Source organism: Chryseolinea sp. H1M3-3 (assembly GCF_029360725.1).
Taxonomy (GTDB): domain Bacteria; phylum Bacteroidota; class Bacteroidia; order Cytophagales; family Cyclobacteriaceae; genus Chryseolinea.
Map to the genome: position 1 here is coordinate 538,250 of NZ_JARKMY010000010.1, position 18,699 is coordinate 556,948.

At 39.3% G+C, this 18,699-nt stretch carries 19 protein-coding genes; 7 read left to right on the forward strand and 12 right to left on the reverse strand.

What is annotated here, in order from left to right:
- Positions 1–192 precede the first annotated feature (192 nt).
- The 8 genes from P2W71_RS19085 to P2W71_RS19120 form a co-directional block, all read right to left on the reverse strand.
- Positions 193–1,179: a HipA domain-containing protein gene (locus P2W71_RS19085; protein WP_276372916.1), complete on the reverse strand. Its 987-nt coding sequence runs from the start codon at positions 1,177–1,179 to the stop codon at positions 193–195.
- A complete protein-coding gene (locus P2W71_RS19090; RefSeq protein WP_276372917.1) occupies positions 1,176–1,505 on the reverse strand; it encodes a HipA N-terminal domain-containing protein in 330 nt (109 codons plus the stop codon). The genes P2W71_RS19085 and P2W71_RS19090 overlap by 4 nt, the downstream gene beginning before the upstream one ends.
- Complete coding sequence (locus tag P2W71_RS19095; RefSeq protein ID WP_276372918.1) at positions 1,505–1,720, reverse strand: helix-turn-helix domain-containing protein; 216 nt, start codon at positions 1,718–1,720, stop codon at positions 1,505–1,507. Before P2W71_RS19095 ends, P2W71_RS19090 begins: the two co-directional genes overlap by 1 nt.
- Positions 1,721–2,307: 587 nt before the next feature.
- Complete coding sequence (locus P2W71_RS19100) at positions 2,308–2,484, reverse strand: hypothetical protein (RefSeq protein WP_276372919.1); 177 nt, start codon at positions 2,482–2,484, stop codon at positions 2,308–2,310.
- Positions 2,485–2,750: 266 nt separating this feature from the next.
- Entirely contained in the window at positions 2,751–3,320 is a 570-nt protein-coding gene (locus tag P2W71_RS19105) for a hypothetical protein (protein ID WP_276372920.1), read from the reverse strand.
- A gap of 848 nt (positions 3,321–4,168) precedes the next feature.
- Positions 4,169–4,528, reverse strand: a complete 360-nt coding sequence (locus P2W71_RS19110; RefSeq protein ID WP_276372921.1) for a hypothetical protein — start codon at positions 4,526–4,528, stop codon at positions 4,169–4,171.
- A 1-nt stretch (position 4,529) separates the two neighbouring features.
- Positions 4,530–5,546, reverse strand: coding sequence for a zinc metalloprotease (locus tag P2W71_RS19115; RefSeq protein WP_276372922.1), 1,017 nt, complete (start codon positions 5,544–5,546; stop codon positions 4,530–4,532).
- 125 nt (positions 5,547–5,671) lie between these two features.
- Positions 5,672–7,222 carry a hypothetical protein gene (locus P2W71_RS19120; RefSeq protein ID WP_276372923.1) on the reverse strand — a complete coding sequence of 517 codons (1,551 nt, stop codon included), beginning with the start codon at positions 7,220–7,222 and terminating at the stop codon, positions 5,672–5,674.
- A gap of 279 nt (positions 7,223–7,501) precedes the next feature.
- Here P2W71_RS19120 and P2W71_RS19125 point away from each other — a divergent pair, with 279 nt between their 5' ends.
- From P2W71_RS19125 to P2W71_RS19140, 4 genes are all read left to right on the forward strand, one after another.
- Positions 7,502–7,930 (forward strand): hypothetical protein, encoded by a 429-nt coding sequence (locus tag P2W71_RS19125; RefSeq protein WP_276372924.1) that lies wholly within the window; start codon positions 7,502–7,504, stop codon positions 7,928–7,930.
- A 270-nt stretch (positions 7,931–8,200) separates the two neighbouring features.
- Positions 8,201–8,566: a hypothetical protein gene (locus P2W71_RS19130; protein ID WP_276372925.1), complete on the forward strand. Its 366-nt coding sequence runs from the start codon at positions 8,201–8,203 to the stop codon at positions 8,564–8,566.
- Positions 8,548–9,330, forward strand: coding sequence for an ATP-binding protein (locus P2W71_RS19135; protein WP_276372926.1), 783 nt, complete (start codon positions 8,548–8,550; stop codon positions 9,328–9,330). The genes P2W71_RS19130 and P2W71_RS19135 overlap by 19 nt, the downstream gene beginning before the upstream one ends.
- Positions 9,331–9,999 (forward strand): response regulator transcription factor, encoded by a 669-nt coding sequence (locus P2W71_RS19140; protein ID WP_276372927.1) that lies wholly within the window; start codon positions 9,331–9,333, stop codon positions 9,997–9,999.
- A gap of 117 nt (positions 10,000–10,116) precedes the next feature.
- Here the strand turns inward: P2W71_RS19140 and P2W71_RS19145 are convergent, their stop codons facing one another.
- Complete coding sequence (locus P2W71_RS19145) at positions 10,117–11,661, reverse strand: hypothetical protein (RefSeq protein ID WP_276372928.1); 1,545 nt, start codon at positions 11,659–11,661, stop codon at positions 10,117–10,119.
- 797 nt (positions 11,662–12,458) lie between these two features.
- On the opposite strand from P2W71_RS19145, the gene P2W71_RS19150 reads away from it, so the two are divergent.
- From P2W71_RS19150 to P2W71_RS19160, 3 genes are read left to right on the forward strand one after another with little or no spacing between them, the layout of a single operon-like run.
- Positions 12,459–13,148 carry a hypothetical protein gene (locus tag P2W71_RS19150; protein WP_276372929.1) on the forward strand — a complete coding sequence of 230 codons (690 nt, stop codon included), beginning with the start codon at positions 12,459–12,461 and terminating at the stop codon, positions 13,146–13,148.
- The gene (locus tag P2W71_RS19155; protein WP_276372930.1) at positions 13,145–13,795 is read left to right on the forward strand and encodes a hypothetical protein; all 651 of its coding nucleotides are present in this window, start codon (positions 13,145–13,147) and stop codon (positions 13,793–13,795) included. Before P2W71_RS19150 ends, P2W71_RS19155 begins: the two co-directional genes overlap by 4 nt.
- Positions 13,796–13,800: 5 nt before the next feature.
- Entirely contained in the window at positions 13,801–15,603 is a 1,803-nt protein-coding gene (locus tag P2W71_RS19160; protein ID WP_276372931.1) for a hypothetical protein, read from the forward strand.
- A 415-nt stretch (positions 15,604–16,018) separates the two neighbouring features.
- On the opposite strand, the gene P2W71_RS19165 is transcribed toward P2W71_RS19160, so the two are convergent.
- The 3 genes from P2W71_RS19165 to P2W71_RS19175 all read right to left on the reverse strand — a co-directional run bounded on the left by P2W71_RS19165 (position 16,019) and on the right by P2W71_RS19175 (position 18,697).
- Positions 16,019–17,179: a relaxase/mobilization nuclease domain-containing protein gene (locus tag P2W71_RS19165; RefSeq protein ID WP_276372932.1), complete on the reverse strand. Its 1,161-nt coding sequence runs from the start codon at positions 17,177–17,179 to the stop codon at positions 16,019–16,021.
- 890 nt (positions 17,180–18,069) lie between these two features.
- Positions 18,070–18,423, reverse strand: coding sequence for a hypothetical protein (locus P2W71_RS19170; RefSeq protein WP_276372933.1), 354 nt, complete (start codon positions 18,421–18,423; stop codon positions 18,070–18,072).
- Positions 18,416–18,697, reverse strand: a complete 282-nt coding sequence (locus P2W71_RS19175; RefSeq protein WP_276372934.1) for a helix-turn-helix domain-containing protein — start codon at positions 18,695–18,697, stop codon at positions 18,416–18,418. Before P2W71_RS19175 ends, P2W71_RS19170 begins: the two co-directional genes overlap by 8 nt.
- Positions 18,698–18,699 lie beyond the last annotated feature (2 nt).

Consider the following 18,699-nt stretch of genomic DNA (forward strand, 5'->3'; position numbering starts at 1 on the left):
GCCATCACTATACCCATATACGCTCAACAAACTATAACGATCAGTGGATCGGACTAACTGATGCAATGTTGTTTAGCTGCGTCTCAAATGCCCAATCCGTCCATACCAATTACAATACTTACCCGCGTATAACAGCCACAGCCTGGACAAGTGGAAGTCCGACTTATCCCGCTTGTGTAGCAAAGAATGGCCTTACTTGTTGTAGCGAATACTCATGCGGGTCATTTTATCCTTGTAGGTATTTTTATAGATGACTTTTATGTCATCACCTAAAAAAGATGCGTCAACCAATTTGTCAATACTCGCTTCCTTACCATTAAACTCTTCGATTATTTTAACTACTCGAGTTTCTTTTATGCCTAATACCTTACCAAATTCAAGGAAGTCGTCATATGTGTAGAAGCCATGGGCATCAAATGATTCACTGAATCTGTCTTTAAAAAGAGTTAGGGCCATATCGGCTTCACGTGGTGAATGTATTCTTGTACATAATAAATCGTAAGCTGGAGTAAGAACATGATCACCCTCATCCGTTAGCATGGCGGAGAAATTTTTTACGTGTGCATCTCCATTTGAAAAGATGTAGTTGAACAGCACCAATCTGAAAAACTTTTCAAGCTCAATCGCTGATGTGGCAATATGACGCTTGATGAGTAAACCAATTTCCTCGTAGGAAAGGTCATACTTGTAGTTTTTCCCATGGGTTTCTTCTGTTGCCTGTGCGATCTGGGCGAAATCTTCCTGGGGATATTTCGAACCATCGCTCTTTACATCGAATCTCTTTACCAGATACGCGGGACTGTTGTCACTGAAATGAATGATGGCACTTGGTGGTACGGTAATCTTGAAAAGTTGTCCCGCCAGTTGCATTGTTAAATGTTCATTGGCGGGTGCCTGATCAAGGTTCCTAAATTGGCCGACCGGAATTGGCTTAAGAATGTATTGTCCTCCCTTATCTGTAAGAACAAGCTTGTTATCGTCAAGACGCATGGAGTATTTTACCTGCACCCCGGAAATAGATAATTTCTTTGTTCTCTCTTGATAGAGATCCGAATCTTCCTTGTAAGGCGAATTGAAAGGAAGAACATGCTCAACCTTTTTGCCTTCAAATAGATCTTTCAGGCACTTCCGGCAATAGCCAGCGTAATCAACTTGTTTTAAGCAACCTGAACAGTTCATGATGATATTTCTTTCACGGTAATTGATCCTATAGTATCTGATTGGGCTGTTGCAAGTAACAGACTGAAATGGTCGTTCTCATCAATTTTCAACAATCTGCATTGCGTTTGTCTGTTTACTCCTTCGGACAGCAGCCCGTAAAAAAATGGAAACAAAAAGTGTGAGCGATATTCTTGTTGAGTTTTAGGCATCGAAAGACTAATCGCTCTTCGGGCAGGATTAATAAAATAGTCGTCATCATAGCGAAAAATGTATTGCTGACGATCAGTCTTTTCAAGAATGCCTGCAAGCATTCCATTATTATACACTTCGGCCTTCCGTGGCATTACTTAATCACCTCAATTTTGATTTCCATTCCCAGCACATTGCAGATTTTCAAAAGAGTCTCCAATTCAGGATTTGCAATGCCTTTTTCTATGTCCCGAAGTGTTCGTGGAGAAATGCCGGCAATATCTGCTAGCTGCTCTTGCGCTATTTTTCGTGCTTTTCGCCTGGATTGGAGAATGTCTCCGATAGCCACTTTTGCCATGTTTTGATTCATAGGATTAGGCAATTAATTGCCGATTAAGATAATAAATCTTATTTAATGCCCTAATATACGAAGAAATAGGAAATTTAATTCCTATTCGGAATTATAGTTCCTATTCTATTTCATAAGACCGAGAAACAGGATGATAGCCCAAAAATGGGCAACTAATTGCCGATTTTATGTTCAATGTCTAGTTTTTGCAAAAAAATTAGACATAGGTGGATTTCACGTCGAGACGGAGAAATTCCGGTTAACTCTGCAGTCCAATTTGTCATTGACTACATTGGCTTTTAAGACCAATACCACTGCACACCTCTTATCGACAAAGCGAATAAAAAAAGTCTCTCAGAGAGTATTGCTCAGGCGAGCGAACTTCTAAAGGAGAATCTAAAAAGACAAAGAATAAATCAGGAGTTAGTAAGAATGTAAAATATTGATAGGATAACGGAATTTCACCGACTATGCCGTTTGAATCTTACCTTTAACTCTTTAACCCCATCTCTTTTTCCACTGCTGCTCCTCCTTCACCTCACGATCCATCATATCAGGTTCGTTACCAGCTTAGATTATTCCCACGACTGTGGGCGTCGAGTAGTGTATTAAGCGGGGCGACACGTTCGGATAAAGGCGGACAGGTTTTCAGTAGGCTCGGTTGAATCCTTCAATTGCTGGTTCAACGTACAATCATTCCGTTGCGATTCTTCACGTTTGGACGTAAAAGAAAAAAGGCGCCAGGCAAAACGTGCATGCCCGACGCCGTAGTCATATTGACTCATGTTGAATGGTGTTAAGATTTCCGAATGTTACGCTGGCAGCAGTGTGTACTTTACTGCTTTCAACGGTGTGCCTGGTGCATTCTTCCTCGAAGAAATACCGGCTGGTTTTGTTAGTTGCTGTTCATGTCGTTTCTTTTAAGTTATCAATCACGTTAATAGCTTCCTTCAGGGACAGCGATCCAGTGCGCTTTGATAATGCCTTCAAAATATTTTGTGGAAAGGATTCGAAGGACTGTTGCTGTGCCTGTGAAGTGTTACCTCGAGCATTACGCCAGTAATTTCTCGAAGATGGTCTCATTGCCAGGACGGTCGATCGCCGTAACGACGATCTTCACTCCTGTCAACGATGCAAGCGCTTGCGTGGTGACGTACTTCCATTCTGTGTCACCAGCCTTGAGCGACGCTTCGCCAGACTCGATCAATACACCATCAGCGTTTTGGATGTCAATCTTCATCCTGATGGTCTTTGCATTGTCTGACACCAACACCGGGATCATGCTTCCCACCGCACCCGTAAATCCGGATACGTTCACGTCGAGCACTTTTGGACGGGTAATGTAGTCACCCAGCGCCGCTGCAAAAGGATTAGCAAAGGCGCCGTTACCGGCCATCTCTTTGTACTCCTGCTTCGCTACGGGATCCTGCATCTTAGCTTTCGCATATTCAGCCGCCCGTTGAAAGCGTACCTGATGCGCTAATTGCTTTTCTGTCTGAACCCTTGGGGCCGTCGACCTTCTTGATGCCACTGTAACGCCGCGTACTACACGGAACACAATCTTTTTTCCAAACTTGCCGCTCATGCCTTCGGTCAAGTCATTTTCTTTAATAAGAGCCATAAATAAATAAATTTTTAAAGGTTAAACATTAATTAAACTACTATCGCCTCTCGGACAACCCGCGGTGTTATCGTTGAATTGATATTTCAAAAGTAGGCGGGCAGACCGCAACCAACTTTCGGTCTGATTTTTATTTAAAAATATTTTTACTTTTTTTGATAACTGACATTATTTCAGGTTTCATCGCCGAACCTGACACTGCCTAAACCATGAATAAACCTTGCCTATACTGTCAGTATACTAACCCATAGCTATTACTATTCGAGCCGACGCCAATTGTCAAAATGTTGTAATCCGTTAGTACTATTTCATTAATGAAAGGCCTCGTGATCGGAAAAAGTATTACTGAACGCTGTAGGAGTTGATGGAAAAAGTAGTAGGTGAAAGTTTGGGGCGGTTGACATTGTGGGAGGAGTTGGAGATGTTGGAGAGCGTTCGGGTTGTAATGGAGACGTAGGTGGATGGAGATATTTTAAGGCGAGGTTTATTTACTTGTAGGGATTGAATCGATAGGTCATTTTGAGATTTTGAGAGGGTTCTGTTAATATCGCGCGAACGACGAAAGATCGGTGAAAAGTCGTATTCGCTTTCTTCAGAGCTGCGATCCCGCTGGGACGATTATAGGTCGGTTAACAAATTAACGGTGAATGCACTAGGCCGACCGTTATTTTGGACTCTCGAATTGCTCACGCTTGAAATCAGTGCAAAGAACATCAAAGTGAGATAAAGGTAATGATACTTTGGGATTTGGGGAAAGGATCATGAAATATTTTCGTCACAGATTAATTTTTTCGGCTTTCCACTGCGACATAAAGCTGAGAATCGAAACTATGCGGCAACATTTTCATTCAACGTTGTCTTTTTACAACCAATTTGGAATTGTTGATGCCCACAACAGCAAAATGAAAAATAGTATTAGAATTTTCGATAGTTGCTCGAATGGAGCAATCCCTTTCAACTAATTCCCACGTTCCCACACTCTTCCTTCCTTTATCCGTCATGCCGGAATCAAAATAAAAAAAGGTTCCATCGGCACTCAGTAAAAACGCATTTCTTCCTCTTGATATTGGAAAGTTATAGTCCGCAGTTCGGTAGACTTCGCAGTCCTTAATATTTTCTTCATAAGAATATATCCACTTTTTGTCGTACAATTTGGGAGGCAATTCGCATTGATACCAAAATAAAAAAGCGAGTGATATAAAAAACATATTAGTATTCTCTAATCTCTTCTAAAAAGTAAATTTTATTTATACCGGTTTGCGTGTATTTAATTGAGCCTGCCCGACGGAGGGTAGCAATGGTGGACTTAATTCTATCCGCCTGCCCTTTTGAAAACATAAACATTGCAGCGTCATCCACATAATCCATGTAATTCATGAACATATCGCCGTTTGGTTGGTTGTCGCAGCTGATATGAGGAAATGTAGTTTGGCGTCCTACGTTTTGTCTTTCTTGGTTTGGAGTATCTTCAACCTCATCCGTATCCGTACAGGAGGGTAATCCGTCATTACCCCAAATATGAAACAAATTAAACCAATGTCCGACTTCATGGGTCGCGGTCCTGCCCCTATCAAAAGGAGCCGGTGCTCGTCCATTCGCTCCAAAGGCATTAAACCATATAACCACACCGTCTGTAGATTCAGGTCCTCCAGGAAATTGCGCATGGCCAAGCAATTGATCTCCGTTTTCGTCTGGACCAAGATTGCACACCCAAATATTAAGAAATCTATCTCGAGGCCAGGCATCATCTCCACCCTTAGCTGAGAATTTCATATCATGGTCTTCGAGAAATACATCGAGTTCCGTTTGTTTAGAAATAACTCCGGAATGTGGTTTCCCGGCGGGATCCTTATCCGTAAGTTTAAATTTTACACGTGGATTACCGACAAATGCTTTAAAAGTAGCAGGTACATTTTTTACATCGGAATTAGATGCATTGAAATCTTGGTTAAGGACTTCAATTTGAGACAGAACTGTTTCTCGGGAAACTTTTTGCGCGTTTTCCTTCCATAGTACGTGAACGACAACGTTGATGGTTGTTTCTAGCACGACTCTAGAATTTAAATTAATGGCTTCTCGTTCTCTCATCATTAAATTTCGGTTAAAACGAAAATTAGGATCAGTTTCAAGTGCTTTGTTGTAAAGGTTCATTGATGCACATCCTCTTTGCGAAAACGTCGCATTGGATGTTAGGATAAATAGTACTGTAATAAAACGCAATTTCATATTTAGTTGATTTAAAAGTTATGTTTTTCAAAATTTAATGGAGTCCATTAGGGCATTGAGTGTAATCTCAGGGTGACGAGTGAGGTGCGTATCCACCATACAAATCACGCAATAGCTAATAGACACTAATTTGTAAGTCGATAATTAAGGGAAACGTACCAGCTCGCGTCAAATTTGTTGTAATAGGCTTTGGTAATATCTTTTATCACCGATTCATCAGTGAGATTCATGCCCTCGCTGAAGTCGCCGCGAAGCGTTTGGTTAAAAAGCAAAGCTGCACCAGTGGTGATAGAAAATCGGTTAAATTCAGAAAAGCCTGCGCCAATTAAGAATGTTGGGTATTCTTTTCCAGTCGCAACACCCACTTGTGGCAGAATCAAATTAATGTCAAGCTTACGCAAATGCACATAGTAATTGAGAAATAGTGTTGGTAAAACGATTTTAGTTGTTGTTGTATTTGCTATAGTATGTATTCCATTACTCGAATTGACAAAATAATTATTGAAAGTGTACTGATCCGGTAACAAAGCAATTCCAGTCGAAATCTCTAACTGTGGTTTGTTTTTAACAACCGTCAAGTTAATATTCAATGTATCTTTTGGTTTGCTAATAAGATCATTGGAAAGATCCAATGATATAATCGTAACACTAACTCCAATATCCTTTCCACGTTGGAGTTTTTGCGAGCCATACGGCACGTATTCATTCGAAATAAGCCCTGTGTGTTTTTTCTCTATTATAAACTTGCGTGCAGCATCAACAAGTGAACCGAAAGCATTAATTCGGTCACTCATTGTTTTCATATCTTTGTCGGTAAATACGCTGACCCATTTTGCTGTTGCTTGTGCATAACTGTCAATGGTTGCATTAAAGGTCGATAGATCTTTTGCAGTCGGAGGGTTCGTGATCACATGATTTTTAGCATCCTTTAAGGATTGCTGAAGAGCCTCAAGTATCCTTTTTACTTTATTTAAGCAATCGTTAGTTTCAGTTTTTAAATCAATGAGATTTTGGGAGGATATATCAAAATTAGTAAAAGATGTTTCTTTTGATAAGCTCAATACCGCATTTGACATGACTGCCAGAACATTTCCATTTCCACTGCAATCACATACATTAGTGATATCACCGTATAAAAAACTTTCTATCCCACTTACTTTTTCCGCTATGTCTGTATAATAGGCTTTTTTAATATATCGATCGTCGCTGATTGTTAATAAAAAATCTTTTAAAATGACTGAGGGAAATATTTTTGGGGCTGCTTTATTAACTCGAGCTCCGGACTTAAAGGATCCAACCTCTGAAACAGGTCCAAATGTTCCGGTCATCTGTTTGAGAAAAGAATCTAAAGCGCTGGTTGAAGGACTTTCAATTTCGGACAGCTTGACCGTCACGTTATATAATAAAGGATTTAAAAATTGAATCCTTACATTCAAATCTTCATTAACGCTCAGATTAGTCGACAAATAGTCTCCATCATGGAAATCCATAGAACCAACGGCTAGTTTATTACCTTTATGGGTGAAATCAAGGTATCCTCCAGGAGGACCTTTGGGTGAAGCAACCGTAAGAGACTTAAAGCGAACGGAGTTCAACCTTTTCATCGTTTTCTCGCTTTGACCAAAAAGCTCTATAAAAAGTAAAGCAAGAAACACTGCTGCAATAATTTTTTTCATATGGACGTTAAGGATTTTGCAATTATTTACCAAAGGTTCACAATGCTTGCAGTGGGATGTGGTCTTCATTTTTTAGAGTTTAATTAAGTGAAAGATTTTGATTGGTTTTTGATAACCAAATTTTGCAAGGGTAATGGATCGTAGCAACGAGAAAAATCAGGAGATTAATGCAGGATTTCTCCTATAACTTGTCCAGAAAAACATGGTATTTGGGAACCGGTTGTGTCAAACCGAAAAAGTAATCATAGATTCAAATCACGAATCTAAAAAATCAAAACTATGCCACTTAACCAATTCTTTACCGAAGACAAGCTTCAGCAGAATGATCTTTGTCAAACAATCACTCAAGATAATATCGATTGGAGTGATGCCGATGTATTAATCAATGCGTTCAAACAATTCATGCGTGACAAATCGCTGGGCGTTAATCTTGGATATGTCTTGAACCGTAATGACCTTAACGCCCTTTTGAATCAGGACGGCCAGGAATTGCACCTGAAGATCTACCTTGCCTACTCGGCAATCGATAAAACATTCAGACTTGTTCCAATTGCCTGCGAGCTTAATCCAGATACACAGGATTATGATGATTACAGAATTCCGACCACCAAACCTGCAGACACATCAAGTTTGCCGCGCATCGATAATCCTAGACCTTGCCCGCCAAGATGTGGTAGAACAAACTTCCTAAATGAGGAACTAGAGTAAATGATTTTTGATATTATCACCGATACCATACTTCCACTCATTTTACTAGTTATCATACTTCGTAATTTTAGAATGGTACCAAAAGGTTTGAGAATAATCTTTTGGTACCTTTTTACTTCAACTTTGATTTTTATCCTTAGTAACTTACTGGCCGACAGAAAAATCAACAATTTGTTTTTATACCATCTATATACACCTCTTTCGTTTTTTTTCTTCACGTACTTTTTTTATTCTTTGAATCTCAATAGGACATTTAACCACATTTTGGTGGTGGCTTACATTATTTTCGCGTTGTTTGCTTTGATCAACAGCGTCTTCATTCAAAAACTGACTGAGTTTGACACCAACAGCATTTTACTGTCAAGCCTTCTCTCGATCATTTTTTCGATAACATACTATTGCTTGATGCTCATTAAAGACTATCCACTGATAGCAAAAAAAATATATTCGTTCTGGATCGTTTCGGGAATATTTATTTACGCATCCGGAACATTTATCATTTTTTATTTCTTTAAATACAAGGAAGTTTTCTTTACGTCGGTTGCTGACCAGTTTTGGGAGATCCAAAATATTATTTTTATTATGCGAACCTTATTCTTTGCTGTAGCCATTATTATATGTATCCGGAACAGCTAGATTTACCATGGGTTGTAATAGTGGCCACTAGTGTCATTGTGATGATCTCCTTAGGATTAATCATACTTTTTCTGATTTTTCAGAACAAGCGTTATCATCACTTAAAGGATACCCAGACATTAAAAGACAAATTCACACAAACACTGCTTGAGTCACAGCTTGAAATAAAAGAGCAAACACTTCAACACATAGCCTATGAATTACACGACAATCTGGGGCAAGTCGCTAGTTTGATCAAGATTAATCTCAATACGCTTAAGCTGCAAGATCAAGAAGGGGCGATTCGAAAGATTGAGGACACCAAAGAATTGATACGCCAATTAATAAGTGATCTGAAATCCCTCTCCATAAGTTTAAACGGCGATCGTGTTGTTCAACTGGGAATTCTAAAAGTGTTGGAGAATGAAGTAGATCGTCTAAACAAAACGAATCAATTTACTGCGACTATAGTTCAGGACGGTGCTATACCGAAACTTGACGATAACACATTGGTCATTCTATATCGAATGGTCCAGGAAATCCTTAATAATACCGTAAAGCATAGTGGTGCAAATCGTGTTCGAATTTCTTTACAAAGAACTGAAAATTTGTTTATATTAGGATGCGATGATAATGGTGTTGGATATAATTGGAACGATAAAATCCTTAGTGGAGGGTCAGGCTTATTAAACCTACAGCATCGTGCGAAGTCTATTGGCGCTAAACTAGCGGTCAAAAGTTCGCGAGAAACCGGTACATCGATTTTGATTGAATTACCTTTATAGATGTCAGCCGTTGGACAGCTTAAACTCGCGTTAGTTGATGATCATCAACTATTTCGTAAAGGACTTATTAGTCTTATTCAAATGGTTTGTCCTAGCTGCGAGATAGTTTTCGAAGCTAACAATGGAAGTGAACTCCCACAAAAACTAAAACAAAATAACGCTCCAGATATTATTGTCGTGGACGTCAATATGCCAACCATGGATGGCTTTGCAACCGTTCAATGGATTCGGGAAAATTTTCCAGAAGTAAAAGTCCTTATTGTGAGCATGATTGACAAGGAGGAAACTATCGTGAGAATGTTAAAATTAGGAGTTAAAGGATATTTATGCAAAGATGTAGAACCGAAAGAACTTGGTGAGGCACTCATGGCTATTTCTAATAAGGGATTTTATTATACAGATTTCATTACGGGTAAACTTGTGCATTCGCTTCAAAGTAACAGCTCTGACAAAACAAAGGTGAAGGGCATTGACCAAATAAATGAGCAAGAAAGGAAGTTCCTTCAATTCGCATGCAGCGAAATGACTTATTATGAAATTGCAGACAAAATGTTTCTTAGCCCAAAAACCATTGATGGTTATCGTAATTCTCTTTTTGAAAAACTGGAAGTTAAAAGTAGGGTTGGTCTTGCACTATTTGCTGTTAAGCATGGCTTAGTACCGTTATGACGACCTAATTGTATTGATCTATAAGTTGCCTCAGTCTTTACTGATTGAATGATTTTTAAAATTAAAAGGCCGCCATTACGACCTTTTAATTTTGTATTAATACTGAAATACCGCTGGCTACTTATTCGTAGCAATTAGTAACCTCGTGATTGGATCGATTTCCAGGGAAAGCCGGTGATCGTCCATTCTTGATCTAAAACCCTCGACATTCGGGTTTACATCACTAATCTCAACAGTCCTGGTTGAACTACCTTCTTGAACTACTACTGTAATTTTATAAGTGTATCTCACTTCTTGGCTCTCTGAAGGAATATTCTCCAATGGATAATCGAAAGTGAAACTTCTTTGATTTTGGTTAGTGACCTTTACAAAATCTTCAAACACCGGTATTGGCTGGAAAGCATAAGATTTTGCTGGTACAAATAAATTATACCCCCACCAACCACGTCCCCTGCAGAATGTATTGAACGGTCCGCTATATCCACAGCCCTTTATTCTACCTTCGACCACGACAGAGAAATCTCCGGAATTATACGCGCCGCGTCCTATTAGACCAGATCCGCAATTTGGGCCCGATGTATTTTGTAAATTTATACCTTGCGTTAAATCATTTAAAGACCAGGACGGTGGTAACACATAAGTCCTATCTATCCTTCGATCAGCATTACAATTATCATCTATATCATAAAACGAATATGCAAAGGTGTGTCTGGTCGGAACCTTAGCTTGGGGTGCAATGGAGATGGCTATTGTATAGTCGACTTGAGGCTTTAATACAACAGTTAAAGATTTCGATGAACTTCTCCAATACCGGTAACCAAACCACAACAGGCGTTTTCTTCTGTTCCATGGTTCGGCTGTAAGGGCAACGGTCGTCTCCGATTGTATTGTTGATAGAAAGTCATTTGGTAATTTTATAGAAACTTCATTTGAAGCATAGCCCAAGGGAATTAATTCACTTTGATAACCCTGAATTCTAAAATTATAAGGTTTAAAATCGAGGAAATTTCCACGCAATTTTATCACTGGTTCATTTAATCCAATTCTTATCTTGTTGGGCTGTGAATATACAAACCGTGCTTCCTTATTTCTTTTAATAATACTTGTAATATTATAGGCAAGAATATCGGCTTCGCCAGCTGAAACCTTAGCAAGTTCAATAGCTCCAGTTTCTACCTGTCTGATCGTTTGTTGGGCCATTCGGATAAGGGATTCAGTGTCTTCTACAATTCGCCTTTCTGTTTTGTTCAATTCATAGATTGTTCGGTTCAATCTATCAGCGAGTCTGTAATCCCACTGCGCTAGTACCGCATTAGTAGTATTTAATAAATTATTTAGATGGGCAGCAATATCACCGGAAACTGTTCTGATAGTCGCTTCCAAGCTCCCAATAATTCCCTGTAATGCCACATAAGTCACTCCTATTGTAATCGGATCAGTAACCAATGTGGAGTAAGACTCAAATATATTTTCTCGGATTATTTGATCTGAGATTTCTCCAGTCTTGATATTTTTAGAATACAAATCAAACCGTTTTGAGATCTCGTAGTCGGAAATTTCCTGAAGCGAATCTCTGCCAAGACCTGTTAAATGCTGACCGTTAATTGTTGTGCTAAGCAGCAACAGCATCATCACACAACCTAAATAAAATTTTGTTTTCATATGACATGGGATTAAAGTGTTTTACGAACTGTTAGTAGATGGGTAAATTCAATACTTATCGCTTCGTTTTGGCTTGATAAAGTTGAAAATCCTTGAGCAGCGAAACACCAGGAAAATGGTGGAAAAGAAACAGGGATTTTTCCTCAATAGGACATGGGTGATTCTAAGGATATAAAGGAAAACTTACTTGAGTTTACAATTAGTGCAATGTGCCTGTAATGAAGAGAACAAGAGAATTGAAGTAAGCGAAGTCGCGTTGCTTGATTTATGTAGGTCTTTTGCCAGCTGTTCAAATGACTTAGCCTTGCTACTACTTGTCAGTAGCGTTCGGCATTTTTGAACATGAAAAAAATTTGTTCGCTCACGTCATATGGTAAGCCCCATGATCAAGTCCTCACGGTTGAAGAGTTGTGCGTTTATTGCTACTTCCTACTTCCGATCTCCTGCTCATTTGTCCAAAGCAATCTATGAATCATTTTTGAGCGATTGAATGCGAACCGAAGGAGAAACATGCTTTCAACTACAAGTTCAGGAAAAATCCTATTTTTAATTCAGGCTTTTTCACCTTGCCTTCAGCTAGCAGAAATGCAATCTTTGAATAGAAATCAGTCAAGGTACAATTCGTAACAACCGGATCTCAAAAAATTTCGCTATTAATAAATTTCTTGTTGGACGTTAATTGTAAAGGCGATCATTTCTTTTAACTTAGTTTCAAAGATTCCTCGCCCCACCTGATCCGATCTGATCGCTAGCCCACTTGGAGTCGTTGCTAAATTAACGTTAAAGTTCACTGCACCATGGAAGCCAATGTCATCAACAAAATCGATACAAATGATATTCTATACACAATTGGCACGATACTATTTGTGCTAAGCCTTATTAGTGAACGGCTTGCCAATCTCTATAAACTTCATTGGCCGAACCTCAGAACGCGACGACTAAGTCCATCTTTGGAAAAACTTAGAGAGAAAGAGGTAATGTGGCTTGCTCTAGTCTGCGGGTGGATCGTGAGTTTGTTGGCGGGCGCTGATATTTTTTACTTATTGTCAGAAGGCAAGCTTGTGAGTATCTATGATGTCATTGCCTCGTCCAACCTTTTTATAATAGGAAGGTCTTTGATTGGCATATTTCTATCTGGATTATTCATCAGCTTGGGTTCCAAATTCTGGCATGATGTTCTAGACATCATATTGCAGTTTTCCGCGCTAAAACGATTTAAAGCGACAGAGGCATCTCAGCAAGAACCTGTCTTGGCAGCAGCTGCAAAAGAAGAAATTGAGTTAAAAGTTGCCAAGAATATTAGTTCAATTCGTGCCATCAAAGGGTATTTAGGCTACGATTACCTTTCAGATCAAAACGGGGCGGTCTGTGTTGTGCTTCAGTTCAAAGATGCAATCAGTGTAGCGGATGCGAAGACCATCAAGGGTCTATTTCGAAATACGAACGTCAAGATTGAATCGTACACCAGTCCCGCAAACTTACAATGATAGTTCAAGCAGGAATGCGCGTTACCCATGAGAGCTCACCAACAACTTTTTTCGGTACAATTGGTGGAGCAGCTACTTATAAACGGCAGCTGATTTTGGTTACATGCTTTCATTGCGTTTATGATACATCCTTTAAGTCGTGGACGAAGCCTCAACTCGCGGATCACAACAATACGGTAAAGATATTTAATAAAGCGAATGATGCTGAGACTACCGGAATTATTGAAAAAGTACTCAGAGACGATAGAGTAGACTTTGCGCTTATAAAAATTTCCGCAGGTAATGCTATCGATAGTGTGATAGCTGACTGGGGAAATATCAACGGTATCAGAAGTATCGAACCTGGCGAACAAGACGTTTGGGTAAGAATGGTGGGTGGAGTAAACAAGTCATTCGGGAAATATGAAGGTATCAAACCAGAATTCGGTGCCTTCTACGATGACGAGGCTAGTCCACATTTTCTTACTAACCTTATAAAAGTTCGACCAGTAGGACAACTATCTTTTTCTGAGAAAGGAGACTCCGGTTCACTTGTCCTTGATCTGGATAACAATATCGTTGGCGCTGTTGTGATGGGTGACGATCAATTCTCATATATCATGCCAGCGCGCATTCTTGAATCACGGTTGGAGATCAAATTTAAATAGCTTATATGAAAACGTTTATCTTTATTCTAATTATTGTCCTGCCTGTAGCCGTCTTCTCACAAATAGAGGTTGATTTCAAAACGAAGGCAATCAAGGGAAATAAAGTAACCCTTCCAGATTTCGTTTTGAAATTTGCCAACTGTAACGGATTTAAGAACGATGAGATTAACATTGAGATTGTTTATAAACAAGAAGACAAAGGCAATCAAAAATTCAAGTGCACCAGAGATGTTACGGTTAAGCTTAAGGACTTTATTAAGGAAGACATAACCACTGATATTATCATCACGATAATTGGCGAAAGGAGTTCCCCAGAAGAAGAACGTGTACAAATAAAATTTACAATTACTGCACAGGGCAACGTCGTTCCTGTCGCAGACGTAAAACCCCCAGAGTCTAAGTTGGATCCGTCTTCAATAATATTTGTTAATCCTTCATTTTTATTTGCAACTTACAAGCCAAATTCTTTGGAATGCCGGCTCCCACTAATTGAATATGATCCTTGCTGTAATAGATACAAAGTATACAACGAAGAAAACAAGCCAACTGCTTTTCTACGGTACAGAAGCAAACCAACAAAGAATTACGGCGTCGTATTCCTTGTTAAAAATTTTAACACTTTGAAATATGATATCGCCGTCGGAAAGGAGTTTGTCAATTCACACACTGATATGCCTGAATTATTTGCAAGCGTTTCGGGCCTACTTTCAAAACAACTTGGATCGGTCCAAAGCAAGGCTGGCGATCCACCACTTACCATACTCACCCAGAAAATCGCTACTGAACTGTCTAAAATTTTAAAGATGAATACAGACGTATCGGCTTTCATGAAGGCAAAAATGAATGATCTTGACTGCAGTGGTCTAGTTGATTTTGAAATTCAAAAAAAAGAAATAATTACCGTTATAAAAAAACAATTTAAAATCGACGACGCTAAACTTGACTTTAACAAGCGGTATGACAGTCTTAAGAAAGCGTACATAGAGGAAGCTATAAAAAAAGATTCAGAATTCACAGTCCAAAAGTTTAATGATGATTTAAAAAAAGCATTTGGCTTGCCGAAGAGTCCAGATGAGCTAGTAAATGAAACCACTATACTCGTGTCTACGTTGGCAACGACACGCTTTGAATATCAGTACAATGTACCGCAGCTACAAAACGCCGACAAAATTGTATTCACCTTAAACATCAAGCCTAAGGAGAATACCAATGGATCAATTTTCTTGACGGACGAGGTGATTGAAGTGCCAATCAGATATGGCTGGAAAATTGATTTTACGACTGGTTTCTATTATTCCAACCTCAGAAATGAAGAATTTGGTTTAAAGCAAAACATTGTTGGTACCGACACAGTAAAGGAAATTATTCCGGAAGACAAAAAAGGTACAATTGGCGTAACAGCCTTAATGCATCTACACGCACGTGTAGGAGATGTAAGCCCGGCTTTTTCATTTGGTGTTGGTGCGGCTCCCGATTTAAACTATTCATTTTTGCTTGGAGGAAGTCTGCTAATTGGACGTAACAATCGCTTCGCCCTCAGCGGAGGTTTTAATTTCAGTAGCATAAAAGTACTCTCTCAAAGCTACTACGAAAACGGTGTAACAATTGAAGTACCGAATGAAACCACGTCCCTAGACACTTATAATAAACTAACCCGTGGTGGATTTGTTAGTCTGACTTATTCATTTGGATTGGGAAAGAAAAAGCAGGAGGCCTCTGATGGTGGCGACACGGCAAACAAGGAAAAGGAGGATGAAGCAGAGGAAGGTGAAAAGGAAAAGAAGGAGGAAAAGAAAAAAGAAGAGTAACGAGACCAGAAGTCACTACGGAATTTTTGCGCCGTTAACTGCCGTGCGAAGCGAGAGAACATAAGGAAAAGCGAATTTTAAAAGTCTTTCAATGAGGTAATTTTGTTGACTATTACAAATTAATTTGGCGATGTAACACGTCTTTGCTTTGGGCTACACCGACATTGTCGGACGTTGTTCGTGAACTATTTGATTGACAAAAGATTTCCATTCTAATTTTTACTGAAATATCCCAGTAATTTCAAGCTTTCTTCACCAGTATTTCAACTGTTGCGAGGTCGGAATCACGTTTGATCATCATGTCCCGAAAGCCTGTACCATGTGGCTGGCAGGGTAATGATATCATTTTCATTCACCAGAACGGTATAATATAGATATACTTTGCGCCCTGTAATTACATGAAAGAAAGGTTACCTTAGAGCCTCAATCTCCTTCTCTTTTTCTTCTTCGGCTTCTTCTTCACAGATAAATTGCCCAAAGTAGACTGGTTATTATCGACGAAATGATGGCGACCAGGATTGCTGTCCAATAGCGTTGCCAGAGAGATACCTTTTGGGATTTCGAAAACAGCGTTGACGACTCCTTCAGCTGTCCGTTCAGATTGTCCAACTGCTTCTTTAATGACTCTAGCTGTGAATGACGGGCTGAAAATGAAGAGTCCACGAGTTTGTGCCGAATCCGATAACCTTCCATATTTGACATTACCTTGCTGTGCGTTTGCTCTATTTCCTTGAGCATGTTCGTTATCTGCTCGAAGTTGATCGATGGTTGATTTGGATCTAAGATTTGCTTCGTAAATTGTTGTGCGATCTCTTTCTTGTTCATAGCTGATTGTGTTTTTAATGGATGACCATTTGAAATCATTTCCGAGCTTCGCTCCTGTTATTATCATTCCTTGGTAGCTGTACGATATCCCACTGACGTATCCGGTTGATGCCTGGTTAAATAAAACATCAACGCCTTTCGCTTGAAGATTAGAAATGAATTCATTTGTATTCATCTTGTATTTTGATTGCAGTACATTTTTAAGAATGATTTGCATTGCCATTTTTTGTGATGGCATGTTGGTGCGCTTCATCATCTCAAGTTCATTTTTTGTCATTGAGCGTTCTTTTGCTTGTTTGCTTGAAATGACTTGGGTGAGATTGTATTTTTTCTCCAATTCCCTGAGGACTTTTTCGCAACGCGCGTAGTCATTGCTATCGCTCATCACTTGACCATCGTAACCGATGCGATTGACAAGGATATGCAGGTGGGGGTGATCCGCATCGTAATGACGAAACATAATGTATTGATGTTGATTGGAGCCACTTGCTTTTAAATATTCTAAACCAATCTCCTTCATCAACTCATTATTTAAGTTTTCATTGTAAGGAAAATTGATGGAGGTGTGATAAAAATATTTTTTCAGATTAGGCCTTAGCATTTTTACCATTTGTACCTCCTTTAATATCATTTTCTCAGACACTTTTACAAAGGAATGATCAAGAACCTCAGCAACATTTTTATCCACCTTATCCAAATTGTATTTGAGTGCTCCTCGAAAACTTTTACCCTTGATCAGATTTGCTGTCATCAATCATCAGATTTAAAATATGTTCTTTATGTTTTTTTAGGTCTAATAGAATTCTTAGAAAAAAACTTGGCACTTCACCCTCATTAATCTTGTGTATCGCCTGGTTTAGATTCACGCCAATCTTTTTAAGTTCCTGGTAGGCCAATGAATCTATGACGGACAATTTGGGGGAAGGAAACTTTCCGGTAAATATTTTTTTTCTGATCCAGTTGCTGGAGTTAGATCACTGTCTGAGGCGTAACCGACTACTTTTTTATATTCGTCTTCAGTCAACCTTATATTCACCTGCACTACTCTTTTGTCTCTATCATCTACATGTGGTCTTCCCATAAATTAACTTTTAACGAAGTGGTAAGTCTTTAGCAAGCAGTTTGAGCGTAGCGATAACATTGCTTGCTCCGTCAGCCACGGGCATTGGTAATAATTGCTCTTGTGTGGCCTACATTTAATTTGATTTAACATCATTGGACTTAATTGAATATTATTGGTCATCGCTGGACTAATTTGGGCTTCATTGGACTTCCTCTTTCTCTCGTCACACGCATTTACACAAGTCTCTTTTTGAACCTCGCTACTAATGCGGTCAACGGGCTCACTCTGTCTAGAACCTTCTGCTATCCGCGGGCCGCATAAAGTAATTGCCCTCCTGTTTTTTTCTTCACCAGGAAAGTTTAAAGTCTTCCGTCTGGCTTCTTTAACTCTCTTAAAAGTTGAAGACATATTGAATTCCTGTTTAAACAAATCGACTACTCGACGCACACACTGAATTCCTTTTATGACCTTGTTAAGGTGACGACAAGGTCGAGGTCGACCTTGCACAAAAACTTGATGACCTTGACGAGGTGACGACCTGACCTTGACAGAAATTTCGTTGACCTTAAATCAAAAAATTAAAAATGAGCCTGACCTTGTGCAACGTCATCGCTTACCTTGCTGACACCTTGATTCCATTCAAAATCGCCAATAACAAGAGCGACGGAACTGCCATTAACAGGATGATAAGAAGGTGTATACTTCAAGTATCCGAATGCTTGCAAGTCTTTCATGGTTTTGTGATAGGTTGCTCTTGATCGAATACGCGAAGTACCCATCAGCTTACTTCTCGATACCTGAAAAATATTTTGAAAACTACTCCCTACCCATGCATGATACAATGCAAAGCACAGTGAAATATGATTAGGCTTTAAACGGATATCAGAAGCCAGCTTATGAACAAAAGGTATAAGCTCTTGAGGGTTATCCATCACCAACAGATTTTGAATTTTTGTTTGCTTCTAAAAGCGCGATGATGTCGTCGTACTTATAAAACATTAATCCGCCGATCTTTTGGTATGGCAATACATTTTTGATACGAAGGTTTTGTAGTGTGCCGTGAGAGATGCCGAGCATCTTTCTAACTTCAGAACTCTTCAACCATTCCTTTGCATGTTGGGAGGGCTGCATAAAGGCTTTCAGGTCTTCGAGCAACTGCAGGCGAAACTTCTGCAGGTCCTCATTTGTAATCACTTCATATGTCATAC

What these genes read in the sequence shown, in the direction of transcription:
- P2W71_RS19160 (WP_276372931.1), top strand. Translation starts at nt 13,801, where the DNA reads ATGAAAACGTTTATCTTTATTCTAATTATTGTCCTGCCTGTAGCCGTC.
- P2W71_RS19110 (WP_276372921.1), bottom strand. Translation starts at nt 4,528, where the DNA reads ATGTTTTTTATATCACTCGCTTTTTTATTTTGGTATCAATGCGAATTG.
- P2W71_RS19145 (WP_276372928.1), bottom strand. Translation starts at nt 11,661, where the DNA reads ATGAAAACAAAATTTTATTTAGGTTGTGTGATGATGCTGTTGCTGCTT.
- P2W71_RS19125 (WP_276372924.1), top strand. Translation starts at nt 7,502, where the DNA reads ATGCCACTTAACCAATTCTTTACCGAAGACAAGCTTCAGCAGAATGAT.
- P2W71_RS19120 (WP_276372923.1), bottom strand. Translation starts at nt 7,222, where the DNA reads ATGAAAAAAATTATTGCAGCAGTGTTTCTTGCTTTACTTTTTATAGAG.
- P2W71_RS19140 (WP_276372927.1), top strand. Translation starts at nt 9,331, where the DNA reads ATGTCAGCCGTTGGACAGCTTAAACTCGCGTTAGTTGATGATCATCAA.
- P2W71_RS19095 (WP_276372918.1), bottom strand. Translation starts at nt 1,720, where the DNA reads ATGAATCAAAACATGGCAAAAGTGGCTATCGGAGACATTCTCCAATCC.
- P2W71_RS19115 (WP_276372922.1), bottom strand. Translation starts at nt 5,546, where the DNA reads ATGAAATTGCGTTTTATTACAGTACTATTTATCCTAACATCCAATGCG.
- P2W71_RS19100 (WP_276372919.1), bottom strand. Translation starts at nt 2,484, where the DNA reads ATGAGTCAATATGACTACGGCGTCGGGCATGCACGTTTTGCCTGGCGC.
- P2W71_RS19155 (WP_276372930.1), top strand. Translation starts at nt 13,145, where the DNA reads ATGATAGTTCAAGCAGGAATGCGCGTTACCCATGAGAGCTCACCAACA.
- P2W71_RS19085 (WP_276372916.1), bottom strand. Translation starts at nt 1,179, where the DNA reads ATGAACTGTTCAGGTTGCTTAAAACAAGTTGATTACGCTGGCTATTGC.
- P2W71_RS19090 (WP_276372917.1), bottom strand. Translation starts at nt 1,505, where the DNA reads ATGCCACGGAAGGCCGAAGTGTATAATAATGGAATGCTTGCAGGCATT.
- P2W71_RS19170 (WP_276372933.1), bottom strand. Translation starts at nt 18,423, where the DNA reads ATGGATAACCCTCAAGAGCTTATACCTTTTGTTCATAAGCTGGCTTCT.
- P2W71_RS19150 (WP_276372929.1), top strand. Translation starts at nt 12,459, where the DNA reads ATGGAAGCCAATGTCATCAACAAAATCGATACAAATGATATTCTATAC.
- P2W71_RS19135 (WP_276372926.1), top strand. Translation starts at nt 8,548, where the DNA reads ATGTATCCGGAACAGCTAGATTTACCATGGGTTGTAATAGTGGCCACT.
- P2W71_RS19175 (WP_276372934.1), bottom strand. Translation starts at nt 18,697, where the DNA reads ATGACATATGAAGTGATTACAAATGAGGACCTGCAGAAGTTTCGCCTG.
- P2W71_RS19105 (WP_276372920.1), bottom strand. Translation starts at nt 3,320, where the DNA reads ATGGCTCTTATTAAAGAAAATGACTTGACCGAAGGCATGAGCGGCAAG.
- P2W71_RS19165 (WP_276372932.1), bottom strand. Translation starts at nt 17,179, where the DNA reads ATGACAGCAAATCTGATCAAGGGTAAAAGTTTTCGAGGAGCACTCAAA.